We start from the raw sequence: 20,628 nt of genomic DNA on the forward strand, positions 1-20,628 counted from the left end.
GTGTTCTGAATGCGTACCAATGGCAAAAGGCGACGCCGCGAAAAAGCGGCGCCGCCTTGACTCGCGAACGAGGTCAGCCTTGCTTGACTTCGTCGAGCGCGAGGTTCAGCTCGAGCACGTTCACGCGCGGCTCGCCGAGCACGCCGAACTGGCGGCCTTGCGTGTACTTGTCGACGAGCGCGGCGACGTCGGCCTCTGACATCTTGCGGGCCTTCGCCACGCGCGCGATCTGGTACTCAGCCGCAGCCGGGCTGATCTCGGGATCGAGACCGCTGCCCGACGACGTGACCAGATCGACCGGCACCGGCTTGCTGACATCGGTGCCCGCTGCCTTCAGCGCGGCGATGCGGCCTTTGACCTCATCGGCAAGCGCCGGGTTGGTCGGGCCCGTGTTCGAGCCACCCGAGTTCGTCGGGTTGTACGGCATCGGCGACGTGGCGGACAGACGGCCCCAGAAGTACTGCGGCGCGTCGAACTGTTGGCCCATCAGCGACGAGCCGACCACCTTGCCATCCTTCTCGAGCATGCTGCCGTTCGCTTGGCTTGAGAACACAGCCTGCCCGAACGCGGTCATCACGGCGGGATAAACGAGTCCGGTGATCGCGGCGAGCACCGCGAAGATCACGATCATCGGACGGAACAATGTCTTCATGATTTTGTTTCCTCAAAAACCGGCCGATCAGGCCCAGCCGCAAGCGGCGAGCACCATGTCGATCAGCTTGATGCACGGGAACGGCAACAGGATGCCGCCGAGGCCGTAGATCAGCAGATTGCGACGCAAGAGCGACGCCGCGCCAAGCGCCCGGTACTTCACGCCCTTCAGCGCAAGCGGGATCAGCGCGACGATGATGAGTGCATTGAAGATCACCGCCGACAGAATCGCCGACGCCGGCGAAGTCAGATGCATCACGTCGAGCACGCGCAACTGCGGATACGTCGTCGCGAATGCGGCCGGGATGATCGCGAAGTACTTCGCGACGTCGTTCGCAATCGAGAACGTCGTAAGCGAGCCGCGCGTCATCAGCATCTGCTTGCCGATCTCGACGATCTCGATCAGCTTCGTCGGGTTCGAATCGAGGTCGACCATGTTGCCGGCTTCTTTCGCCGCTTGCGTGCCGGTGTTCATCGCCACCGCGACGTCGGCCTGCGCGAGCGCGGGGGCGTCGTTGGTGCCGTCACCCGTCATCGCGACGAGGCGGCCTTCGGCCTGGTGATCGCGAATCGTCTTGAGCTTCGTTTCCGGCGTGGCTTCAGCGAGGAAATCGTCGACGCCCGCTTCGGCCGCGATCGCGGCGGCGGTCAGGCGGTTGTCGCCCGTCACCATCACGGTCTTGATGCCCATCTTGCGCAGCTCGGCGAAACGCTCCTTGATGCCGCCCTTGACGATGTCCTTCAGCTCGATCACGCCGAGCACGCGCGCCCCGCCTTCGCCCTTGTCGGCGACCACGAGCGGCGTGCTGCCGCGACGCGCGACTTCGTCCACCGCGCTCGACACTTCGCTCGGGAAGCGGCCGCCGTTGGCTTCGACGTACTTCTTGATCGCGTCAGCCGCGCCCTTGCGGATCTGGCGGCTGGGCAGATCGACACCGCTCATGCGCGTTTGCGCCGAGAAGCCGATGAACTCGGCATGCAGCGTCGCCATGTCGCGCTGGCGAATGTTGAAACGTTCCTTCGCGAGCACGACGATGCTGCGGCCTTCCGGCGTTTCGTCGGCGAGCGACGAGAGTTGCGCGGAATCAGCAAGCGCTTCTTCGGTCACGCCCGGTGCCGGGATGAACGTCGAGGCCTGACGATTGCCGAGCGTGATCGTGCCGGTCTTGTCGAGCAAGAGCACGTCGACGTCGCCGGCCGCTTCGACCGCGCGGCCCGAGGTGGCGATCACGTTGGCTTGCATCATGCGGCTCATGCCCGCCACGCCGATCGCCGACAGCAAGCCGCCGATCGTCGTCGGAATCAGGCAGACGAGTAGCGCGACAAGCGCGGTAATCGTCACGACGTGGCCGGCCTTCACGGCTTCGACCGAGAACATCGAGAACGGCAGCAGCGTGGCGGTCGCCATCAAGAGCACGATCGTCAACGCGACGAGCAGAATCGTCAGCGCGATTTCGTTCGGCGTCTTCTGGCGCTTCGCGCCTTCGACCATCGCGATCATGCGGTCGAGGAACGCTTCGCCCGGATTCGCCGTGACCTTCACGACGATCCAGTCCGACAGCACGCGCGTGCCGCCCGTCACCGACGAGAAGTCGCCGCCCGATTCGCGGATCACCGGCGCGGATTCACCGGTAATCGCCGATTCGTCGACCGACGCCACACCGTCGACCACTTCGCCGTCGGCCGGAATCGTGTCGCCCGCTTCGACGAGCACGACGTCGCCCTTGCGCAGATCGGTCGCCGTCGTGATGCGGATCGGCGACTTCGGATGCGGCTCGTTGAGCTTCTTCGCCATCACGTCGCGCTTCGCGCTCTTCAGCGATGCGGCCTGGGCCTTCGAGCGGCCTTCGGCGAGCGCCTCGGCGAAGTTCGCGAACAGCACCGTGAACCACAGCCACAGCGCAATCGCGAGGATGAAGCCCGCGGGGGCTTCGGCCTGGCCGCCCAGCGCGGCAATCCAAAGGATCGTCGTCAGGATGCTGCCGACATAGACGCAGAACATCACCGGATTGCGAAGCTGGTGACGCGGCGTCAGTTTCTTGAATGAGTCCGCGATCGCCGGCTTTACCAGCGCCGGATCGAACATGGACCGCGTTGCAGAATGTTGAGTCATGGAATCCTCAAATACTCTTCTTGTTGATTTGGGATCAGTGACCCGAAATCATCATCAGATGTTCGACACCCGGGCCGAGCGCCAGCGCAGGCACATAAGTCAGCGCGCCGACGAGCAGAACCGTACCGAAGAGCAGCACTACGAAGAGCGGACCGTGCGTGGGCATCGTGCCGCTCGTCACGGCGATCTTCTTCTTCGATGCGAGCGAGCCCGCGATCGCCAGCACCGGCACGATCGTGCCGAAGCGGCCGAACCACATCGCGATACCCGTCAGCCAGTTGTAGAACGGCGTGTTGACCGACAAGCCTGCGAACGCGCTGCCGTTGTTGTTCGCAGCCGAGCTGAACGCGTAGAGGATTTCGGAGAATCCATGCGGACCGGGGTTCGCGATACCGGCCTTGCCGGCGTCGGTGAGCACCGCGATCGAGGTGAGCACGAGCACGAGCAGCGGCGTGAGCAGAATCACGATCGACACCATCTTCATCTCGTACGACTCGATCTTCTTACCGACGTATTCGGGCGTGCGGCCGATCATCAGGCCCGCAACGAACACGGCCAACAGCGCGAACACGAGCATGCCGTACATACCGGAGCCGACACCGCCGAAGATCACTTCGCCGAGCTGGATCAGGAGCATCGGAATCAAGCCGCCGAGCGGCGTGAGCGAATCGTGCGTGTTGTCCACCGCGCCGCACGACGCCGCCGTCGTCGCGACCGTGAAGATGCCCGACTGCGCGATGCCGAAGCGCGTCTCCTTGCCTTCCATGTTGCCGCCCGCTTGCAGCGCGCTGGCCGACTGGTCGACGTTCAGCGACGTGAAGACCGGGTTGCCCGCCTGCTCGGCGCTGATTTCGCCGACCACGCAAACCGCGAACGCGATCGTCATCACCGCCAGAACCGCGACGCCCTGCTTGCGGTCGAGCACCATGTTGCCGAACACCAGAGCCAGCGCGGCCGGGATGATCAGAATCGCGAAGATCTGCAGGAAGTTCGAGAACGGCGTCGGGTTTTCATACGGGTGCGCCGAGTTCGCGTTGAAGAAGCCGCCACCATTGGTGCCGAGCATCTTGATCGCTTCCTGCGACGCCACCGGGCCCATCGCGATGGTCTGCTTCTCGACCTTCGTGTCGACCATCACCGGGTTGCCCTTCGCATCCTTGACCGGGTTGCCCTGCGCGTCGGTCTTCGGCGCGCTGTAGGTGGTCTGCTGCAGAACCGGCACGTCTTCGTAGGCCTTGAAGTTCTGGATCACGCCCTGGCTCATCAGGAGCGCGGCGATGATCGCGGACATCGGGATCAGCACGTAGAGCGTGACGCGCGTGAGGTCGACCCAGAAGTTGCCGATCGTCTTCGTCGTGTGGCGCGCAAAGCCGCGGATCAGCGCGATCACGACAACGATGCCGGTCGCCGCCGACAAGAAGTTCTGCACGGTGAAGCCGAGCATCTGCGCGAGATAGCTGACCGCCTGCTCAGGCGTGTAGTCCTGCCAGTTCGTATTGGTGACGAAGCTGACGGCCGTATTGAACGCGCCGTCGACCGTCATTGCGGTGAACGCCTGCGGATTGCCCGGCAGGAATGCCTGCACGCGCAGCAGCGCATAGAGGAACACGGTGCCGAGCACATTGAACGCGATCGTCACGATCGCGTATTGCTTCCAGCCCATCTCGGCTTGCGGATCGACCCCTGCGATCCGATACAGCGCCCGCTCGAGCGGGCCGAAGAAGCGCACGACGCGCGAGGTGCCGTCCATCACGTGCGTGAGGTACTTTGAAACCGGTACCGCACAGACGAGCAAGACGACGAGATACAGCGCCGATTGAAGGATATTGTTCGAGTTCATTCAATATCCTCCGCATACAAGAGCGCATAAACGAGATAGACGAACAGGAGCGCCGTGGCTGCCCCTGCCAACCAGAGCATCCAGGTCATGGCCGTTCCCCTTGGCCGCGCCGCGACTGGAACAGCTTGTCGCAGCCGGCAATCAACGCAAAGGTCAGCGCTGCAAAAAGCACCAGACCGCCGACGTACACCACATCCATTTTGTGTTCTCCATTTACGGATTTTGGACAACCGGAACGTTATGCCAACCGGCGTAAAGGGCTGGTCAAAGCTCACCGGGGGGATATAAAAAAGCCGTAAACGAAAAAAGGCGGCGCACTGCGCCGCCTTTGCCGATGGGATGAGTGGATTCGTCAGGGCACGAGGACCGTCGAGCCCGTGGTGCGGCGGCTTTCGAGATCGACGTGCGCCTGCGCCACTTCCGCGAGCGGGTAGCGCTGCTGAATCATCGTCTTGACCTTGCCCGAGCCGATCACCTCGAACAGCTCGGCCGCCATCGCGTCGTAGTCGCTGCGTTTGCCGATGTAGGTAAAGAGCGTCGGCCGCGTGAAAAAGAGCGAGCCGCGGCCGGCGAACTCGGACGAGTCGATCGGCGGCAGCGGGCCCGACGCATTGCCGAAGCTCACGAAGAGCCCGAGCGGCGCGAGGCAGTCGAGCGAGCCTTCGAAGGTGTCTTTGCCGATCGAATCGTAGACGACCGGCACGCCCGCGCCGTTCGTAATTTCCTTCACCCGCTTCGTGAAGTTCTCACGCGTATAAATGATCGGGTGATCGCAGCCGTGCGCCTTCGCGAGCTCGGCTTTCTCGTCGGAGCTGACCGTGCCGATCACCGTCGCGCCTAGCGCCTTCGCCCATTGGCACACGAGCAGGCCGACCCCGCCCGCGGCCGCCTGGATCAGAATCGTGTCGCCGGCCTTCACGCGATAGGTCCGGCGCAGCAGATATTGCGCGGTGAGGCCCTGCAGCATCACCGAAGCGGCTTCGTCATAGCCGAGCGAGCCGGGCAGCTTGACGAGCACCGCCGCGGGCAGGACCCGCTCCTGCGTGTAAGCGCCTGGCGGACGCGCCACGTAAGCGACGCGGTCCCCGACCCGCAGGTTCTCCACGCCTGGCCCGACCGCCGTCACCTCGCCCGCCGCCTCCATGCCGAGCCCGGCCGGCAGCGGCAGCGGATAAAGCCCGGTGCGGAAATAAATATCGATGTAGTTGAGGCCCACCGCATGCTGCTTGATGCGGACTTGGCCGTCGCCCGGCTCGCCCACTTCCACGTCGACCCACTTCATGACTTCCGGGCCGCCGGTTTTGTCGAATCGAATTGCCTTGGTCATCACCGTCTCCTCTAGCTAAAGAAATCCGCGCCGTCACACCTGCTGGCCGATGCGCTGCGTCAAGGTGTCGAGAATCATCCGCGCGGTCGCGACATTGGTCGCGCACGGGACGTTGTGCACGTCGCACGCGCGCACGAGCGCGTTGATGTCGGGCTCGTGCGGCTGCGGCGTCATCGGGTCGCGCAGGAAGATCACCACGTCGACGTTGCCCTCGGCCAATTGCGCGCCGATCTGCAAATCGCCGCCGTTCGGCCCCGACAGCATGCGCTCCACTGTCAGCCCGTGCGCGGCCGCGATGCGCGCGCCGGTCGTGCCGGTCGCGACGAGCCTGCAGCGGCGCAGCGTGTCGGCGTATTCGCCGGCGAGGCCGACGATGTCGTCTTTCTTGTGGTCGTGCGCGATCAGCGCAACGCGTGTGGTCATGAGGGGGAGTCCTTTGCTCTGTGCTGGGTTGTCTGATGCGCTTGGATGGAAATTGCCTGCTTAGAACGTGCCAGGATAAGCGCCGCCGTCGATCAGCCAGTTCTGCCCGGTGATATAGCCCGCGTGGACGCTGCACAGGAACGCGCAGGCCGCGCCGAACTCGTCGCGCGTGCCGAAGCGGCCGGCCGGGATGCTCTTCATGCGCTGGCGGCGCGCCTCGTCGACGCTGATGTTGCCCGCCTTCGCCTGCGCGTCGAACGTAGCGGAGATGCGGTCGGTGTCGAACAGACCCGGCAGCAGGTTGTTGATCGTCACGTTGTGCCCGGCCACCTTGCTGCGCGCCACGCCCGCGACGAAGCCGGTCAGCCCCGAGCGCGCGCCGTTCGACAGGCCCAGCACGTCGATCGGCGCCTTCACGGCCGAGCTCGTGATATTGACGATGCGCCCGAAGCCGCGGTCGATCATGCTGTCGATCGTCGCCTGGATCAGCGCGATCGGCGCCAGCATGTTCGCTTCGAGCGCCTTGATCCAGTCTTGCTCCGTGAACTTGCGGAAGTCGCCCGGCGGCGGGCCGCCTGCGTTGTTGACGAGGATGTCCGGCTGCGGGCACGCCGCGAGCACGGCGGCGCGGCCCTCGGGAGTCGTGACGTCGCAGGCGACAGCCGTCACGTCGGCGCCCGTCTTCGCGCGGATATCGGCGGCGGTCGCCTCCAATGTCTCCGCTGTGCGCGCGCAGATCACGAGCTTCACGCCCTCGGCCGCGAGCGCTTCCGCGCAACCCCGCCCGAGACCCTTGCTGGCTGCGCATACGAGCGCGGTGCGTCCTGCGATACCCATGTCCATGCTGGTTTCCCCTTTTTGTTTGCCGGAAGAAAGCGAAGACTTTCGATTCTAGAAGAAACCCCACGGCGGTGCTGTACGCGAGGTCCGCTATATCCGGTATCGCTGGGGCGAGTTCGAGCGTCGCGGCGTCTTTTTGTGCCGGACACGACTTTGCGCGCCTTTATCCGCCGATCTTTCGGTAAACTTGCGGACGTCATTCGTCATTTGGCGTAACCCACTGTCATCCGGCCGTCCCGCTCAGCCCAAGCGCCGCCGCCGATGACATCCGCCGCCCCTTCTAGCCGCTTGCGCCTACCCGCCATGAAACAAGACAGCCGCTTTCCGAATCTCTTCATCCTCGATCACCCGCTGATCCAGCACAAGCTCACCCATATGCGCGACAAGGACACGTCCACGCGCACGTTCCGCGAGCTCCTGCGCGAAATCACGCTCCTGATGGGCTATGAAATCACGCGCAACCTGCCGATCACGACCAAGCGCGTCGCCACGCCGCTCGTCGAGATCGACGCGCCGGTGATCGCCGGCAAGAAGCTCGCGATCGTGCCGGTGCTGCGCGCGGGCATCGGCATGTCCGACGGCCTGCTCGAGCTGATTCCGTCGGCGCGCGTCGGGCATATCGGCGTGTACCGGGCGGAAGACCACCGCCCGGTCGAGTATCTGGTGCGGCTGCCGGATCTCGAAGACCGGATCTTCATCCTGTGCGACCCGATGGTCGCGACGGGCTACTCGGCCGTGCACGCCATCGACGTGTTGAAGCGCCGCAACGTGGCGGGCGAGAACATTCTGTTCCTCGCGCTCGTGGCCGCGCCCGAAGGCGTCCAGGTGTTCCAGGACGCCCATCCGGACGTGAAGCTTTATGTCGGCTCGCTCGATTCGCATCTGAACGAGCATGCCTACATCGTGCCGGGCCTAGGTGACGCCGGCGACCGGCTGTTCGGCACCAAGAACTGAGGATAGGCGCGGCGGGCGGTGCAATGCCGCCCCAGAACGGGCTTCGCATGCCCCTATCCCATTCGGCCAGCGCTTTCGCGGCACGGGCGGCATGTTAAAATCTCTGTCCACTCATCGCGCGGCTCGAATTGCCTCATATGTTCAGACAGCGGCTCCATGCCGCTCGCGCAACTCGCCGCCCGAAACCGCATTCAATCGCCAATTCGCAAGTACAACACGCAACATGCGTGCGCGTGACACGACGCGCGCGCGATGGAGAAAGGTATGGCTGGTCATTCCAAATGGGCCAACATCAAGCATAAGAAAGCCGCCGCCGACGCCAAGCGCGGCAAGATCTGGACTCGTCTGATCAAGGAAATCCAAGTCGCGGCCCGCATGGGCGGCGGCGATATCGATTCGAACCCGCGCCTGCGCCTGGCCGTCGACAAGGCGTACGACGCCAACATGCCGAAGGACAACATCAACCGCGCGATCCAGCGCGGCGTCGGCGGCGTCGATGGCGCGAACTACGAGGAAATCCGCTACGAAGGCTACGGCATCGGCGGCGCGGCGGTCATCGTCGATACGATGACCGACAACCGCACCCGCACGGTCGCCGAAGTGCGCCACGCGTTCTCGAAGTACGGCGGCAACATGGGCACCGACGGCTCGGTCGCGTTCCTGTTCGATCACGTCGGCCAGTTCCTGTTCGCGCCCGGCACGCCCGAAGACAAGCTCATGGAAGCCGCACTCGAAGCCGGCGCCGACGACGTCGTCACGAACGACGACGGCAGCATCGAAGTGCTGGCGCCGCCGAACGATTTTACGAAGGTGAAGGAAGCGCTCGAAGCCGCCGGCTTCAAGGCGGAGCTCGCCGAAGTCACGATGAAACCGCAAACGGAAGTCGAGTTCACGGGCGAAGACGCCGTGAAAATGCAAAAGCTCCTCGACGCGCTCGAAAACCTGGATGACGTGCAGGAGGTGTATACGAACGCCTCCATCGCTGAAGCATGATCTGCCAAGCGCGCGGCGCCTGAACACGCCGCGCGCCTCGCGAAAGTTCCCAACGGCCGGCGCGATTCGCCGGCCGTCACTGTTTGTTAGCCTTCGGGGAATCACATGAAGTTACTCGTCGTCGGTTCCGGCGGTCGCGAACATGCGCTCGCCTGGAAGCTCGCGCAAGCGCCGCGGGTCCAGCTCGTCTACGTCGCGCCGGGCAATGGCGGCACCGCCCAGGATGAGCGCCTTCTCAACGTCGACATCACCGAGCCCGAAGCGCTCGCCGATTTCGTCGAGAAGGAGCAAATCGCGTTCACGGTGGTCGGTCCGGAAGCCCCGCTCGCGGCCGGCATCGTCAACCTGTTCCGCCAGCGCGGCTTGAAGATTTTCGGGCCGACCAAGGAAGCCGCGCAGCTCGAAAGCTCGAAGGACTTCGCGAAGGCGTTCATGAAGCGCCACGGCATTCCGACTGCCGAATACGAGACGTTCTCGGAGCTCGCCGCCGCGCACGCCTATATCGATCAGAAAGGCGCGCCGATCGTCATCAAGGCCGACGGCCTCGCCGCGGGTAAAGGCGTCGTCGTGGCGATGTCGCTCGAAGAAGCCCACGCCGCCGTCGACATGATGCTGTCCGACAACAAGCTCGGCGACGCGGGCGCACGCGTCGTGATCGAAGAGTTCCTCGAAGGCGAGGAAGCGAGCTTCATCGTGATGGTCGACGGCAAGCACGTGCTGGCGCTCGCCTCGAGCCAGGACCACAAGCGCCTGCTCGACGGCGATCAGGGTCCGAACACCGGCGGCATGGGCGCCTACTCGCCCGCTCCGATCGTCACGCCGCAGCTGCACGCTCGCGTGATGCGCGAAATCATTCTGCCGACCGTGCGCGGCATGGAAGCCGACGGCATCCGCTATACGGGCTTCCTCTACGCCGGCCTGATGATCGACGCGCAAGGCAACCCGAAGACGCTCGAATTCAACTGCCGCATGGGCGACCCGGAAACGCAGCCGATCATGGCGCGCTTGAAGGGCGACTTCTCGAAGGTGGTCGAGCAGGCGATCGCCGGCACGCTCGATACCGTCGAGCTGACCTGGGACCGCCGCACGGCGCTCGGCGTCGTGCTCGCGGCGCACAATTATCCGGAAACGCCGCGCAAGGGCGATCGCATCAACGGCATTCCGGCCGAGACCGAAGAAGCGGTGACCTTCCACGCCGGCACGACGCTCACCGACGGCAAGCTGCTGACCTCGGGCGGCCGCGTGCTGTGTGTGGTCGGACTGTCGGATTCCGTGCGCGGCGCGCAATCGGTCGTCTACGAGACGATCAACCAGATCGCGTTCGACGGCATGCAGTACCGCCGCGATATCGGCCATCGCGCGATCGGCCGCAAGCACTGAACGGCACGCGGCGCCTGAGAAGCAGCAGCGCGCCGGGCCCCAAGCGCCTCGTTTGGCGAGGCGCCGAGTATCGAACTGCCGGGCATTCGTTAGAATCCCCGGCAGTACTCTTTTATTGTCCGCGCCGCGGCAACCCGCGCGCGTTGTTGCCATGACCGATCCGATCCACGACGTAGAGGCCGTCCGGGCCTACTTCCAGGGCCTGCAGACGCGCATCGCCGACACGCTCGGCGCTCTCGACGGCATGCCTTTCGCCACCGACGCCTGGCAGCGCGGCCCCGGCGAGAAGCTGCGCGGCGGCGGCATGACGCGCATTCTCGAAGGCGGCGAGCTGTTCGAGCGAGGCGGCGTCGGCTTTTCCGACGTGCAGGGCGACGCCCTGCCCGGCTCGGCGAGCGCGGCCCGCCCGCAGCTCGCGGGGCGCGGTTTCGAGGCGATGGGCGTGTCGCTGGTAATCCATCCGCGCAACCCGCACTGCCCGACCGTGCACATGAACGTGCGCCTCCTGATGGCAACCAAGGAAGGCGAGGCGCCGATCTTCTGGTTCGGCGGCGGCATGGACCTCACGCCTTGCTATGGCTACGAAGAAGACGCCCAGCATTTCCACCGCACCTGCCGTGACGCGCTCGAACCGTTCGGCGCCGAGCTGTACCCGCGCTTCAAGCGCTGGTGCGACGAATACTTCTTCCTCAAGCACCGCAACGAGACGCGCGGCATCGGCGGCATCTTCTTCGACGACTTCGCCGAACTCGGCTTCGATCGCTCGTTCGAGATGGTGAGAAGCGTGGGTGACGCGTTTCTAGCCGCCTACGTGCCGATCGTCGAAAAACGCCGCGCTATGACCTATGGCGAAGCGGAGCGGTCGTTCCAAGCCTACCGGCGCGGTCGCTACGTCGAATTCAACCTGGTATTCGACCGCGGCACGCACTTCGGGCTGCAAAGCGGCGGCCGCACCGAGTCGATCCTGATGTCGATGCCGCCCGTCGCGAACTGGCGCTATAACTGGCAGCCGGAGCCGAATACGCCGGAAGCGCGCCTCTATAGCGACTTCCTCAAGCCGCGCGATTGGCTGTGACGCGCAAAGGACTGTCATCTGAATCCGCAAGCCCGCCCTTCCCCCACTGACCCGCTCGCGCCACGGCCACCGTTGCCAAGGCGCATTGGCCTGCTCGGCGGCACGTTCGACCCGATCCACAACGGCCACCTCGCGCTCGCGCGCCGGTTCGCCGAGGTGCTGCGGCTGACCGAACTGGTGCTGCTGCCTGCCGGCCAACCTTATCAGAAAGCCGACGTCTCCCCCGCCGAGCACCGGCTCGCGATGACGCGCGCGGCGTCGGCCTCGCTCGTGCTGCCGGGCGTGACGGTCAGCGTCGCGACTGACGAAATCGAGCATCAGGGCCCGACCTACACGGTCGAGACGCTCGAGCGCTGGCGCGCCCGCGAAGGCGCCGATGTGTCGCTGGCGCTCCTGATCGGCGCCGATCAGCTCGTGCATCTGGACAAGTGGCACCATTGGCGTCGGCTTTTCGACTTCGCGCATATCTGCGCGGCGACGCGCCCTGGCTTCGATCTTGCGTCGGCCTCACCCGAACTGCGCGACGAACTGGCCGCGCGCGAAGCCGGCGCCGACGTGCTGCAAGGCACGCCGAGCGGCCATCTGCTGATCGACACCGTACTGGCCCTCGACGTTTCCGCCACCGACATCCGCCACCAGTTGCGCGACCGCCTCGCGCAACCCACGGAAGCCGCCGCCGCGGGCCTTCTCTCCGACATGGTTCCCGACGCGGTCTCGGACTATATTCTTCAACATCATCTGTACCACCGGTAACTTATGGATATTCGCAAACTGCAACGCGCGATCGTCGACGGCCTCGAAGACGTCAAAGCGCAAGACATCAAGGTGTTCAACACCACCCACCTGACCGAGTTGTTCGATCGCGTGATCGTCGCGAGCGGCACCTCGAACCGGCAGACCAAAGCGCTCGCCTCCAGCGTCCGCGACAAAGTGAAGGAAGCCGGCGGCGACATCGTCAGCACCGAGGGCGAGGACATCGGCGAATGGGTGCTCGTCGACTGCGGCGACGCGGTCGTGCATATCCTGCAGCCGGCGCTGCGCCAGTACTACAACCTCGAAGAAATCTGGGGCGACAAGCCCGTGCGCGTGAAGCTCACGAACACGAGCGCGTTTGGCGGCGCACGTGCGAGCGAGCCGCTCGACGAGGAAGACGACGAAGACGAGGCCCCCGCCGCGAAGCCGGCGCGCAAGGCGCCAGCGCGCCGCCGCTGATCGACGCCTTTGATTCGATGAAACTGCATATCCTGGCCGTCGGTCACAAGATGCCCGACTGGATCTCGACCGGCTTCGACGAATATGCGAAGCGCATGCCGCCCGAGCTGCGCATCGAACTGCGCGAGATCAAGCCCGAGCAGCGTTCGTCGGGCCGGTCCGCCGAAAGCGTGATGGCGGCCGAGCGGCAGCGCATCGAAGCGGCCCTGCCAAAGAATGCGCGCATCGTCGCGCTCGACGAACGCGGCCGCGACTGGACCACGATGCAGCTCGCCGACGCGCTGCCCGGCTGGCAGCAGGACGCGCGCGACGTCGCGTTCGTGATCGGCGGCGCGGACGGCCTCGATCCCCAAGTGAAGGCGCGTGCCGAACTGATGCTGCGCGTGTCGAGTCTCACGCTGCCGCACGGCATGGTGCGCGTGCTGCTCGCCGAACAGCTTTACCGCGCGTGGAGCATCACGCAGAATCACCCCTACCACCGTGCCTGACGCGCCGTTCTCATACGACGCGTCACGGTGCGTCCTACGAGAACCCTAATGCCGCAAGACACGTCCCCGCTTTCACGCCACCCGTTCATCTATCTCGCGTCGCAAAGCCCGCGCCGCCAGGAACTGCTCTCGCAGCTCAACGTGCGTTTCGAGCTGCTGCTGCCCCGCCCCGATGAAGACGCCGAAGCGCTCGAAGCCGAGCAAGACGGCGAAGCCGCCGATCACTACGTGCTGCGCGTGTGCGTCGCGAAGGCGGAAGCGGCGCGCGCACGGCTCGTCGCGGGCGGCCATCGCGCCGCGCCGATTCTGGTTGCGGACACAACCGTCACGATCGACGGCGCGATCCTCGGCAAGCCCGATGACGTCGAGCACGCGGTCGAGATGCTCGGGCGACTCGCGGGCCGCGAGCATGAAGTGCTGACGGCGCTGGCCGTGATCGACTCCACCGGCGAGCTGCTGCCGCCCGCGCTGTCTCGCTCCACGGTGCGCTTTGCCGCAGCGCCGCTCGCCGCGCTGCAGCGCTATGCCGAGAGCGGCGAGCCGCTCGGCAAGGCTGGCGCCTATGGGATTCAAGGCCGCGCAGCCGAATTTATCGAGCGTATCGACGGATCCTATTCAGGTATTATGGGTCTGCCCCTTTTTGAGACCGCTGCATTGCTGCGCACGGCTCTCGTCGACTTCTAAAACAAATGAACCGCTCCCACGCCCTTTGCGTTCGCCGCCGCCCAAGGGGGCGGTCAGTACGCTTGGGGCGACCCGGCGCGTACTGACATGAACGAAGAGATCCTGATCAATGTAACTCCGCAGGAAACGCGCGTCGCGCTGATCCAGCAAGGCGCCGTGCAAGAGCTTCATGTCGAGCGCACGGTCGCGCGCGGTCGCGTCGGCAACGTGTATCTCGGCAAGGTCGTGCGCGTGCTGCCGGGCATGCAGTCCGCGTTCATCGACATCGGGCTCGAGCGCGCCGCGTTCCTGCACGTCGCCGATATCTGGCATCCGCGCATTGCCGGCGAAGCGCAGAATCAAACACCGCATCAGCCGATCGAGAAGATCGTCTTCGAGGGACAGTCGCTGATGGTGCAGGTCGTGAAAGATCCGATCGGCACGAAGGGCGCGCGGCTGTCCACGCAAGTGAGCATCGCGGGCCGCACGCTCGTGTATCTGCCGCAGGAGCCGCATATCGGCATCTCGCAGAAGATCGAGAGCGAAGCCGAGCGCGAAGCGATCCGCGCGCGCTTGACGGCCGTGCTGCCCGTCGACGAAAAAGGCGGCTACATCGTCCGCACGATCGCCGAAGATGCGACCAGCGAAGAGCTCGCGTCCGATGTCGCCTACTTGCGCAAGACCTGGACGACGATCGTGGCGCAAGCGCAGCGCCTGCCGGCGACGAGCCTCCTCTATCAGGATCTGAATCTGGCGCAGCGCGTGCTGCGCGACTTCGTCAACGACGAAACCACGCGCATCCAGGTCGATTCGCGCGAGACCTATCAGATGCTCGCGGAGTTCGCCTCCGAATTCACGCCCGCCGTCAGCTCGAAGCTCCACCACTACACCGGCGAGCGGCCGCTCTTCGATCTGTACAACATCGAAGCCGAGATTCAACGCGCGCTGTCGCGTCGCGTCGATCTGAAGTCGGGCGGCTACCTGATGATCGACCAGACCGAGGCGATGACGACGATCGACGTCAATACGGGCGGCTACGTCGGCGCGCGCAACTTCGACGACACGATCTTCAAGACCAACCTAGAGGCCGCGCACACGATCGCTCGGCAGCTGCGGCTGCGCAATCTGGGCGGCATCATCATCATCGACTTCATCGATATGGAGAACGCCGAGCATCGCGATGCGGTGCTCGGGGAGCTGAAGAAGGCGCTGTCGCGCGATCGGACGCGGGTGACGGTGAACGGGTTCTCGCAGCTCGGGCTCGTCGAGATGACGCGCAAGCGCACGCGCGAATCGCTCGCGCATGTGCTGTGCGAGCCCTGCCCGGTTTGCCAGGGCAAGGGACAGGTGAAGACCTCGCGCACGGTCTGCTACGACGTGCTGCGCGAAATCCTGCGCGAATCGCGCCAGTTCAATCCGCGCGAGTTTCGCGTGGTCGCTTCGCAGCAAGTCATCGATCTGTTTCTCGACGAAGAGTCGCAGCATCTCGCGATGCTGATCGATTTCATCGGCAAGCCGGTTTCGCTGCAAGTCGAGTCGAATTTGAGTCAGGAGCAGTACGACATTGTGCTGATGTAAAGCGCCTGTAAGATCAGCCCCACGTTTTTTGTTGCGTTTCGAACAACTCAGGCAGAATTAATCGACTAAGCGCCACGCGCGCCCTGATTCGAACGATCTTGACGACTGTGGAGCAAATTCATGCGGTTCTCCAGAACGGGGGGGACGGCAGTGACGACCGGGGTTGCCGTTGTCACGGCCCTCCTCACTGGCGGATGTGCCAATGCGCCGTCCCTCAGCGTGCTCGGCGCCTACTTTCCTGCTTGGCTGTTCTGCATCGTCGCCAGCGTCGTGCTTGCGGTCATGCTTTACGTCGTTCTGGCCCGGACGCGCAACACGCAGTGGCTGAGTCCACCCGGGGTGGTCTACCCCACCCTCGTGACCTTCCTTGCACTCGTTGTCTGGCTGATCTTCTTTCAACGTTGAAACCCGTGATGGGCAGAGTCGATGGCGACAAACGTCAGTAAGCCACCTAAGAAGACATGGCCGGCCTTCGTGCTGGTCCTGGTCACCTTGGCGCTCCTGATCTTCGTGATCTGGCTATTGGATCGCGCACCGCGCACCGACGATGCCTACGCCTACGCGGACACGATCGACGTCGTGCCCGAGGTCAACGGCAAGATCGTCCAACTCGCCGTGCACGACAATCAAGCGGTCAAGCAAGGCGAGCTCCTGTTTCAGATCGACCCGCGCCCGTACCAGGATGCGCTGACGCGCGCGAAAGCCTCGCTCGTCGCGCTCGACCGGCAAATCGAGCTCACGCAGCGCAGCGTCAACGCGCAGCAGTACAACGCCGAATCGGTGCGCGCCGCGGTCGAGCGCGCGCGGGCCGCCGCCAACCAGGCGGCCGATACGCTGCACCGTACCGAGCCGCTCTTGAAGCAAGGCTACGTATCCGCCGAAGACGTCGACCAAGCGCGCACCGCACAGCGCGCCGCGTCCGCCGAGCTCAGCGCGGCCCAACTGCAGGCGCAGCAGGCCGCGGCGGCGGTCAGCGGCGTGGATGCGCTCGTCGCGCAGCGCGCGGTCGTCGAGGCCGAAATCGCGATCGCCGAACTCAACCTCGAATACTCGACGGTGCGCGCGCCGTTCGACGGCCGCGTCGTCTCGCTCAAAACCTCGACCGGCCAATTCGCTTCCGCGCTCAAGCCGGTGTTCACGTTGATCGACACCCGCCATTGGTACGTCGTCGCGAATTTCCGCGAGACCGACTTGAAAGGGGTCCACGCCGGCACGCCCGCGACCGTCTATTTGATGAGCGACACGGACCAGCGCTTTCGCGGCACGGTCGACTCGGTCAGCTACGGCGTGTCGCCCGACGAAGGCGGCCTCGCCCTGCCCGGCGAGCTGCCCCGCATTCAGCGCAGCATCAACTGGGTGCACGTGTCGCAACGCTTTCCCGTCAAGATTCTCGTCGAGAATCCGAACCCGGACTTGTTCCGCGTCGGCACGTCGGCCGTTGCCGTGCTGCACCGCTCGAGCAGCGACGACGCCCATCACTGAGCCGCCGGCATGAACCTATCCGACTACGTTCCGGACCCGGTGCTCGACGCGGGCCGGTTTCTGAGGGCCGAACTCGCGCCGTTTCCCGGACGCACGAACGTCATGCTGCGCGCGGTGTTGACGAGCGCGATCGTGCTCGTGGCGTCGATGACGCTCGAAGTGCCCGAAGTCGCGCTGTCGCTTCTGGTCGTGTTTTACGTCACGCAGTCGAATGTGGTGGTGACGAAGCTCGTGGGCGTGATGTTCATCCTCGGCTCGACGCTTGCGATCGGCAGCTCGATTCTGCTTCTCAAGTTCACGTTCGATTACCCGCTGATCCGCATCGTCGTGGCGAGCGTGCTGCTCTTCTGCAGCGTCTATCTGATGCGGATCCTGAAGATCGGCGTCGTGTTCTTCATCGTCGCGATCGTCGTCATCTACGTGCAAAGCTTCGTCGACCAGACCGATCAGGCGGAGCTCTTGGTCCGTGGCGTGCTGTGGGTCTGGGTCGCCGTGAACTATCCGATCGCGGTGACGCTCGTGATCAATACGCTGCTCTTGCCCGCCGAGCCCGCAGAGCAATTGAAGGAAGCCATGCACCGGCAACTGGCGGCGGTCGATGCGCGGCTCACCTATCTGATCGATGGTGGCGAGCGGCCCGAGCCCATCACGCCGCTCGCGCTCCAGCAAGGCGCGATGTCATTGCAGAAGCTGCTCAAGTTCGTCGGGATGCGCGGCGCCGCGTCTCGCGAGGAACAGGCCTATCAGCTGGCCTGCATTGCGACGGTGTCGCGCGTGTATCGCGGCGCGAGCGAGCTGTCGATGGACCGGCAGGACAGGCCCGCGGCGCAATTACGGGTCTTGGGCGTGTTGCGCGCGGAGTGTCGAGCGCTCGACGAAGCGATCGCCTCCGGCCACCCCTATCAAATCGCCGCCACCACCGCACAGCAATCGCAAGACATCACCGATGCGCCCGCCGCCGCAGGCGAAATGCAGCGCGCGCTACGCGCCTTCGGCGATTTCGGCTCGCGTGGCGACATGGCCGGCAAGGCCCCCGCGGAAGAGCCGATGGTCGTGCCGGACGCGTTCACCAATCCCGTCTACGCGCGCTTTTCGCTGAAGACCTTGCTCGCCGTGCTGATCGGCTACGTCTTCTACAACGCGGTCGACTGGCAAGGCATCCACACCATCATGCTGACCTGCCTGATCGTCGCGCTGCCGAGCCTCGGGGCGTCGACGCAAAAAGCGCTGCTGCGCGTCGGCGGCGCGCTCGGTGGCAGTGCGCTCGCGCTCTTCATGGTGGTCTTCGTGATCCCGCATCTCGACGACATCGTCGGGCTCTTGCTCGTGGTGTTGCCGGTCGTCGCGTTCGCCGCGTGGATCGCGGCCGGATCGGAACGCATCGGCTACGCGGGCCTTCAGGTCCTGTTCACGTTCGCGCTGTCGCTGCTCGCGCAGTTCGGGCCAAGCACGAACCTCACCGAAATCCGCGACCGGATGGTCGGGATTCTGCTCGGCGTCGGCCTTTCGACTGTCGTTCAGGTCGCGTTCTGGCGGGAAGGCGAAAGCGATGTGCTGCGGCAGAAGCTGTCGTCGATGCTGCGTCCGGTCGCCGCGCTGCTGCGCGCGCCGGTAAGCGGCGCCGGGACGCCCGAGCAACTCGCCTATGCGCAGCAGCAATTGCGGACCTGGGCCGTGCTGACCGACTGCGAAGCGACGCTCACGCGCGTCGCGCTTGAACCAAGCTGGCAGGAAGGCGAGCAGGCGCAGATGACAGTTCGCGCGCAAGCGGTGCTCGCTCAAGGGCGCGAAATCATGCTGGCCGGCAGCGCGCTTCACAACGTGCTCGATACGCCCGAGGCGCGCGCGAACCCAGGCATGTCCGATACGGTGCGCGCGGTTCAGGAGCAGGCGGCTTCGCAGCTCGACCGCTACGCAGACGACTTGGCGGCGCACCCGCCCGTCGCGCTCGCTCCGCGCGCGATCGACGTTCCCGCGCGAGCCGCCGACGCTTCCCTAGCCGCGCTGATAGCCAGCGCGCGTCAACTGGTGCGCGCGGTATCGGGCTTGCCGGACTGGAACCTCGCCCCGCCGCCGCCCGCAACCCTGCGCGAGTCCGCCGAACATGAATAAGCGACAGCGTCCCTGGGTGTCTTCGTTTTATCGCGGCCGCCTACTGGCCGCGTGGACCGCGTGCTTGCTATGCGCGCTAACGGGCTGCGCGCTGATCCACACGAACGGCAAACCCGACGCGCTGATCCAGCCCGACCAGATCCGCCTCGCCGACGACATCCATCTCGCACGCGAAGGCTGGCCGTCCGCGCGCTGGTGGAGCGTGTACGGCGACCCGCAGCTCGACGCCTTGATCGATCGCGCACTCGCCAATGCGCCGACGATGGTGATCGCGCGCTCGCGGGTCGCGCAGGCGAAATCGAACGTCGAGCTGGTCAAGGCAGGGTCCAGCCTGCAGGTGACCGCGCTCGGCCTGCTCGATCGCGAACACGTCTCGGCCAACGGCTTTATCGGTCCGTACGCAAGTAACGACCCGGCGCTCGGCCTTTCCGGCCCCTGGTACACCGAAGGCATCGTCGGGCTCGGCGCCAGCCTGAACGTCGACATCTGGGGCAAACAGCGTGCGCTGGTGGCGGCGTCGCTCGGCGAGCACAACGCGCAGGTCGCGGAGGAATCGGCCGTCGAGCTCGAAATCTCGACCGATGTCGCCCAGCTTTACTACGGCATCCAGACGACCTATGCGCTGATCGATCTTCTCGAGCAATCCCGGCAAGTCGCGGCGTTTTCGGTAGAGACACACGAGGCGCGCGCGACGCGCGGACTCGAGCCGCGGACCCGGGTCGAAGAGGCGCGCGCTCAGCAATTTGCCATCACGCGGCAGATCGTAGCGGCGCAGACGCAGGTCAAGCAGTTTCGCGAATCGCTGCGCGCGCTGATTGGCGCCGGCCCGAACAACCTGCCCGACATCGAACCCGTGCCGCTGCCGGCGCAATCGCAAGCGAGCTTGCCGGCGACGCTGTCCTACGATTTGCTCGCGCGGCGTCCCGACCTGCAGGCAATGCGCTGGTACGTCGAATCGTCGTTCCACCGGATCGACGCCGCCAAAGCCGCGTTCTATCCGAGCTTCGACATCAAAGCGTTTTTCGGCGTCGATGCGCTGCATCTCGGCGATCTGTTCACGCATGCGAGCCAGCAGATCAACTTCATTCCCGGGCTGTATCTGCCGATATTCGACGGCGGCCGCCTCAACGCGAATTTGAGCGGCGCGCGCGCGGTGAGCAACACGCTCATCGAGCAATACAACCAGGCGGTGCTCGACGCCGTGCGAGATGTCGCGCAGACGGGCAACCGGCTGCAGGATCTCGATACCGAAGCGCAATTGCAGTCGCAGAAGGTGCAGGCCGTGACCTTCGTGCGCGACAGCGCCGAGGCGCACTACGCGCGCGGGCTCGACAGCCGGTTTACGGCGATGCAGGCGCGCCTGCCCGTCATTGCCGAGCAGGCATCGCTTGTCGACATCAATGGGCAGAGGCTCAGCCAGGAAATCGCGTTAGTGAAGGCGCTGGGCGGCGGCTATCGCGCCGATCCGCCGGTGGAATTGAAGCCGCATTGAGCGGA

At 65.0% G+C, this 20,628-nt stretch carries 21 protein-coding genes; 13 read left to right on the forward strand and 8 right to left on the reverse strand.

Translation table 11 applies throughout. The features are described from left to right. Positions 1–73: 73 nt before the first annotated feature. From kdpC to AAHK20_RS12250, 8 genes are all read right to left on the reverse strand, one after another. Positions 74–652 carry a potassium-transporting ATPase subunit KdpC gene (kdpC, locus tag AAHK20_RS12215; protein WP_449181714.1) on the reverse strand — a complete coding sequence of 193 codons (579 nt, stop codon included), beginning with the start codon at positions 650–652 and terminating at the stop codon, positions 74–76. Between the two features lie 27 nt (positions 653–679). After that, positions 680–2,764, reverse strand: coding sequence for a potassium-transporting ATPase subunit KdpB (gene kdpB / locus AAHK20_RS12220; RefSeq protein WP_449181715.1), 2,085 nt, complete (start codon positions 2,762–2,764; stop codon positions 680–682). 34 nt (positions 2,765–2,798) lie between these two features. Further along, on the reverse strand, positions 2,799–4,604 hold the full coding sequence (gene kdpA / locus AAHK20_RS12225) for a potassium-transporting ATPase subunit KdpA (protein WP_449181716.1): 1,806 nt from the start codon (positions 4,602–4,604) through the stop codon (positions 2,799–2,801). After that, entirely contained in the window at positions 4,601–4,693 is a 93-nt protein-coding gene (locus AAHK20_RS12230) for a potassium-transporting ATPase subunit F (protein WP_137331581.1), read from the reverse strand. The genes kdpA and AAHK20_RS12230 overlap by 4 nt, the downstream gene beginning before the upstream one ends. Further along, on the reverse strand, positions 4,690–4,803 hold the full coding sequence (locus AAHK20_RS12235; RefSeq protein WP_136898692.1) for a potassium ABC transporter ATPase: 114 nt from the start codon (positions 4,801–4,803) through the stop codon (positions 4,690–4,692). The genes AAHK20_RS12230 and AAHK20_RS12235 overlap by 4 nt, the downstream gene beginning before the upstream one ends. Positions 4,804–4,956: 153 nt before the next feature. After that, a complete protein-coding gene (locus AAHK20_RS12240; RefSeq protein ID WP_449181717.1) occupies positions 4,957–5,931 on the reverse strand; it encodes a quinone oxidoreductase family protein in 975 nt (324 codons plus the stop codon). 33 nt (positions 5,932–5,964) lie between these two features. After that, positions 5,965–6,354 (reverse strand): methylglyoxal synthase, encoded by a 390-nt coding sequence (locus tag AAHK20_RS12245; protein WP_449181718.1) that lies wholly within the window; start codon positions 6,352–6,354, stop codon positions 5,965–5,967. Between the two features lie 60 nt (positions 6,355–6,414). Further along, positions 6,415–7,197 (reverse strand): SDR family oxidoreductase, encoded by a 783-nt coding sequence (locus AAHK20_RS12250; RefSeq protein WP_449181719.1) that lies wholly within the window; start codon positions 7,195–7,197, stop codon positions 6,415–6,417. 300 nt (positions 7,198–7,497) lie between these two features. Here AAHK20_RS12250 and upp point away from each other — a divergent pair, with 300 nt between their 5' ends. From upp to AAHK20_RS12315, 13 genes are all read left to right on the forward strand, one after another. Continuing rightward, positions 7,498–8,148: a uracil phosphoribosyltransferase gene (upp, locus tag AAHK20_RS12255; protein ID WP_449181720.1), complete on the forward strand. Its 651-nt coding sequence runs from the start codon at positions 7,498–7,500 to the stop codon at positions 8,146–8,148. Positions 8,149–8,412: 264 nt separating this feature from the next. Further along, positions 8,413–9,141: a YebC/PmpR family DNA-binding transcriptional regulator gene (locus AAHK20_RS12260; RefSeq protein ID WP_449181721.1), complete on the forward strand. Its 729-nt coding sequence runs from the start codon at positions 8,413–8,415 to the stop codon at positions 9,139–9,141. Positions 9,142–9,246: 105 nt separating this feature from the next. Further along, on the forward strand, positions 9,247–10,521 hold the full coding sequence (gene purD / locus AAHK20_RS12265) for a phosphoribosylamine--glycine ligase (RefSeq protein WP_449181722.1): 1,275 nt from the start codon (positions 9,247–9,249) through the stop codon (positions 10,519–10,521). Between the two features lie 151 nt (positions 10,522–10,672). Continuing rightward, on the forward strand, positions 10,673–11,596 hold the full coding sequence (gene hemF / locus AAHK20_RS12270) for an oxygen-dependent coproporphyrinogen oxidase (protein WP_449181723.1): 924 nt from the start codon (positions 10,673–10,675) through the stop codon (positions 11,594–11,596). Positions 11,597–11,614: 18 nt separating this feature from the next. Beyond that, positions 11,615–12,349 (forward strand): nicotinate-nucleotide adenylyltransferase, encoded by a 735-nt coding sequence (locus tag AAHK20_RS12275; protein ID WP_449181943.1) that lies wholly within the window; start codon positions 11,615–11,617, stop codon positions 12,347–12,349. A 3-nt stretch (positions 12,350–12,352) separates the two neighbouring features. Next, positions 12,353–12,808, forward strand: a complete 456-nt coding sequence (rsfS, locus tag AAHK20_RS12280) for a ribosome silencing factor (protein ID WP_449181724.1) — start codon at positions 12,353–12,355, stop codon at positions 12,806–12,808. A gap of 17 nt (positions 12,809–12,825) precedes the next feature. Further along, positions 12,826–13,296 (forward strand): 23S rRNA (pseudouridine(1915)-N(3))-methyltransferase RlmH, encoded by a 471-nt coding sequence (gene rlmH, locus AAHK20_RS12285; protein ID WP_449181725.1) that lies wholly within the window; start codon positions 12,826–12,828, stop codon positions 13,294–13,296. Positions 13,297–13,344: 48 nt separating this feature from the next. Beyond that, positions 13,345–13,980 (forward strand): Maf family protein, encoded by a 636-nt coding sequence (locus AAHK20_RS12290; protein WP_449181726.1) that lies wholly within the window; start codon positions 13,345–13,347, stop codon positions 13,978–13,980. Between the two features lie 87 nt (positions 13,981–14,067). Then, positions 14,068–15,537, forward strand: coding sequence for a ribonuclease G (gene rng, locus AAHK20_RS12295; protein WP_449181727.1), 1,470 nt, complete (start codon positions 14,068–14,070; stop codon positions 15,535–15,537). A 120-nt stretch (positions 15,538–15,657) separates the two neighbouring features. Further along, complete coding sequence (locus AAHK20_RS12300) at positions 15,658–15,942, forward strand: YtcA family lipoprotein (RefSeq protein WP_449181728.1); 285 nt, start codon at positions 15,658–15,660, stop codon at positions 15,940–15,942. Positions 15,943–15,963: 21 nt separating this feature from the next. Beyond that, positions 15,964–17,019 carry a multidrug transporter subunit MdtN gene (gene mdtN, locus AAHK20_RS12305; RefSeq protein ID WP_449181729.1) on the forward strand — a complete coding sequence of 352 codons (1,056 nt, stop codon included), beginning with the start codon at positions 15,964–15,966 and terminating at the stop codon, positions 17,017–17,019. A gap of 9 nt (positions 17,020–17,028) precedes the next feature. After that, a complete protein-coding gene (locus tag AAHK20_RS12310) occupies positions 17,029–19,131 on the forward strand; it encodes an FUSC family protein (RefSeq protein WP_449181730.1) in 2,103 nt (700 codons plus the stop codon). Beyond that, the gene (locus AAHK20_RS12315; protein ID WP_449181731.1) at positions 19,124–20,623 is read left to right on the forward strand and encodes an MdtP family multidrug efflux transporter outer membrane subunit; all 1,500 of its coding nucleotides are present in this window, start codon (positions 19,124–19,126) and stop codon (positions 20,621–20,623) included. Before AAHK20_RS12310 ends, AAHK20_RS12315 begins: the two co-directional genes overlap by 8 nt. Positions 20,624–20,628: the final 5 nt, after the last annotated feature.

Source organism: Trinickia camelliae, assembly GCF_053525655.1.